Below are 4,001 nucleotides of genomic sequence, written 5' to 3' on the forward strand. Positions count from 1 at the left end.
GCCGCACTTAAATCGGCGTAGTATTTTTGCTTATAGTTATAGCTTGCCAAGAAACCTAAATTGGCATTGCTCGTGCGGTGATAAATGGCCGATTCTGATTGTTGGAAGCCATTTACTAAGAAAATAGCCGATAAATTATGATTTGAATTGAATGTTCTATCATAGTTTAATTGACCTGACAAAGCAACCGTCTGACGGTATCTGTTGCCCGAAACGTTTTGAGTTCCCGAGCGTGAGTCTTGGTTATAAACCGTAAGTGTACTTATGAGGTCGGTGCCACTGTAACGATTCCAAGTTGGAGCGTAAGTAGCATAAGTATGGTTATACGATAAACTATATTCGGTGGCATAATCTACCGCAAAGGCCGATTTGAAAGTTAAGCCTTTCAAAACATTTCTTAAATCAGCTTTTATGCCTGTATTGAACTGAAATTGACGGTTTGAGTATTGATTATTTCCACCCGAATAAATAGTAGCGAGTGGGTTGGTTTGGTCTAACTGCGTTCCACCCAATAAAAACTTACCATCTATGATGTTATTGCTATTTTGAATGAGAACCTGCGAAGCTGCATCTTCTTTCTCAACTAAATCAATTGGAATCAACGGTGAAAAACGATTTGGGCGAATGTTTGTGGCCGCATTCCAGAAATTAGCATTTACACCACGACCCGTAAAGAAAATGGCAGTTGCATCTGCATTGAAAGAAATGTATTCGTTGAGATTTACATCAATATTTCCTCTAAAATTAAGTCGGTCAGAGCTATTATTGTTTTTTGCTTCACCAAAGTTTAGAAGCGAACTCGTTTTTGCATAACCTAAGTTTGTGTAATATTTTACACGCTCGTTTCCTCCCGAAATTTCGGCTGTGGCATCATAACTTCCGTAAGAACTTTTGAGGTATTCTGGCGAATAAAAATCAATATTCGGGTAGCGGTATTTGTTTGTACCCGAAGCATAATTGTAAATATCTAAGTCAGAATAAAGATTGGTCAAACCATCATTTCTACGTGCTTCGTTGTAAAGCGACATATATTCGGCCGAACCCAGATAGCGAGGCATTGCTTTCGGTGTATTTACGCCATTATTGATTCGGAGGTCGAAACGGTTTTTGCCAGCAACTCCTCTTTTTGTAATAATATTTACCACACCTTTTGCGGCACGGCTACCGTAAAGAGCAACAGCATTTGCACCTTTCAAAAATACGATTTGCTCAATTTCGGTTGGGGCTACGTTTCCTGTTTCACGAGGTACACCATCAATCATAAACAAATAACTTCCCATACCCCAATTACTATTGCCATTAAACCCTGGAATAAGTGCTTCCATATCGGCCAATGAATAAGTAAAGTAGTTTTTTTGAAGAAGTTCTGGAACATTTACTGACGAAATACCGCCAAGAATATCTTTTTTATCCATGTCACGAAAAGCAACTCGGACTTTTTCTTTCTCGAATTCTATGGTCATTGCAATTTCTTTTACTTGCTCGGTAGCCGTAACGTATTTGTTTACAAAGCCTTTTGCAACAATCGAAATTACATCATTTTTGGGTACATCAAGCGAGAATTTACCTGCGGCATCGGTCGTAACTGATTTTGAACTTTCGTCCGAACCTTTTACCACAGCTCCACCGATAGGCTGCTTATCAGCACCCACCACGGTAGCATTAATCTTTATTATCGGAGTGCTTTGCCCCATGATGTTGGCTTTCGGAAAAGCCAACATCAGACACAAGCATATCATTATTTTTATAAACTTCATTGCTTAATCGTTTATCAATTTTTATCTCATTTTTTGATTTGGCTCGCTTTTACCAGCCAGGGTTTTGACCAAACTCTACGTATAAATTCACGTCGTTTACCTTCAAAGGCAACCAATTATGTTTTTCGGTAAATTTACGCTCCAAGATGGTGGTTTCACGTAAATTCAATACTCGGTTGTCTTTCGGGTCTTTAGAAGGGTCAAGCGGAGCGGCTCTGTCAAACTCGATTGATTTTTTGAGTGTGTAAGGGCTTTTTGAAATTAGCAACCAACGGCGAAGGTCGTTGAAGCGGTGTCCCTCAAACGAGAGTTCTACTGCACGCTCACGTCTTACTTCTTCCATGTAGGTATCCAACGAACCTAAGAATTTTGCATTTACTGGGCTTACACCTGCTCTTTCTCTGATTACGTTGATAGCATCAACCGATGTTTTTGAATAATTGCTTGATTTTCCTAAAGCCGAACCGTATCCTTGTGCGGCAGCTTCTGCATACATCAAGTAAATATCTGCCAAACGCATGTACGGAACTTTGATATTCAAACTCTTATCGTAGCTGTAACCTTGGTCGTATTTGTTAGCGGTTCTTGGTACAAATTTGAATAATAAATATCCTGTGCGGCTACCCGTAGCAATATCACGATACGAGCCGCCTGTATGTAAATTTGCGTGGCGGTTATTTACTTCGGCAGCATTTGGAATACTTCCTGCGACCATTCTTACGCCATCAAAAACGATGTCGTTGTAAAAACGTGGGTCACGACCTCTCCACGGAAACTCTGGGTTATAACCAGACTCTGGGTCGGCTTTAGTAATGTCCTTGATTGGCATTCCATTTGCCATTCCGTAGTTATTTACGTAGTTAGAAGTTGGTAAAAACTTCACGTCGCCTTCACTGATAATCAATGGACTATATTGCTTGCTTGTTCCCCAGTTTGAGTTATTTGCACCATAGTAAGGCCCACGGAAAATAGCTTCTGTTCCACCAGGAATTTGCCAGTTTTGACCAGTTGTATAGAAATTTGTGTAGTATTGTGAGAAAGGAAGCAATTTATGAGGAGCTGCTCCACTTTCGGTCAGAGTAAGCAATTCGCCAAATGCTTCGGCTGCTTTTTTGCAATAATCGGCATTGTATGAAGAGCTTCCACCCGAAACTTGGTTCATCAACGGACTACCCGCCCACAGATAGTTTTTACCCAAATAACCCAATGCCATAATTTTATTGATACGCAATTGGTTTTTACCTAATGTTCTTCTACCAGCCGTTGTGTTGTCCCAATCGGTTGGCAATAAATTGGCTGCTTCTCTAAAATCTGCGGCTGCTTTATCGGCACATTCGCTGTATTTTAGGCGTGGTAAGGTAAGTTTTTCATCACCTGGCAATACTTTATCAATGTAAGGTAAGCCACCAAAAAACTGCATGAACATGAAGTGATACCACCCACGGAAAAATAACAATTGTCCTTTGATTAAGTCTTTTTCTTCCTGAGTAGCGTCAGTTAGTTTATCGAGATTGGCTAAACCTAAATTTGCTTTACGGATACCGTACCAGCCCAATCCCCAAAGCGATTTTGCGAAACGGTCGTCGTTGGTTTGGTTATTATTACGGTCCATCCAACCTGCTTGCCAGCCATCGAAATTGCGTTGCCAGCCCCAAAAATCTCCATTATCGATTTTCACGCCAAAGTGGAAATTCTGAGCCGTTGATTGGATTTCGTCTTCACCCCAGTTGAACGAATTTGTCCAATATCCATTGGTAAAGTCAGGAATAGTATGGTAGAGTTCTTCGGTGAAACCTTGGAAATTAACAAAGTTTTTGAAGGCATCTTTGTCAGATACCAATGATTGAGGGTCACGGTCTAAAAAGTCTGAACATGAAGTAACCCCAAAAGATAGTGAACAAACTAATGCTAAAAGTTTTATTCTATTTTTCATGATTTTATTAATTAGAAAGTTATGTTTAAACCCAAATTATATCTTTTTACAGTTGGATAAGCTCCTTGCGATGCCCAGCCTGTTCCTGCAAAATTCGACTCTCTATCGTCTGGCATTTTGCTCCAAGCATAGAGGTTATTACCGTTGAGATATACTCTTAGGCTATTGAACCCTAATTTTCTGCTGAGTTCTGATGTGAAAGTATAAGCTATTTCGGCATTTTTTAAGCGAACATAAGAGCCATCGAACATGTATTGTGTTCCTCGGTAGTCTCCGAATGGAGTAGTAAGCCAGCGTGGAATCGGTGTACC

At 40.2% G+C, this 4,001-nt stretch carries 3 protein-coding genes; all 3 read right to left on the minus strand.

All coding sequences use genetic code 11. The features are described 5' to 3' along the window. Positions 1–1,757 (minus strand): TonB-dependent receptor plug domain-containing protein (locus tag ACOVO2_RS11260; protein WP_421770064.1); only part of this gene is annotated, 1,757 nt, incomplete at its 3' end. 49 nt (positions 1,758–1,806) lie between these two features. Further along, positions 1,807–3,690: a RagB/SusD family nutrient uptake outer membrane protein gene (locus ACOVO2_RS11265; RefSeq protein WP_421770065.1), complete on the minus strand. Its 1,884-nt coding sequence runs from the start codon at positions 3,688–3,690 to the stop codon at positions 1,807–1,809. An 11-nt stretch (positions 3,691–3,701) separates the two neighbouring features. Then, the coding region (locus tag ACOVO2_RS11270) for a hypothetical protein (RefSeq protein WP_421770066.1) at positions 3,702–4,001 on the minus strand (300 nt) is incomplete at its 5' end.

The sequence above is a fragment of the Emticicia sp. genome, from assembly GCF_049241225.1.
In the GTDB taxonomy this organism is placed as follows: domain Bacteria; phylum Bacteroidota; class Bacteroidia; order Cytophagales; family Spirosomataceae; genus Emticicia.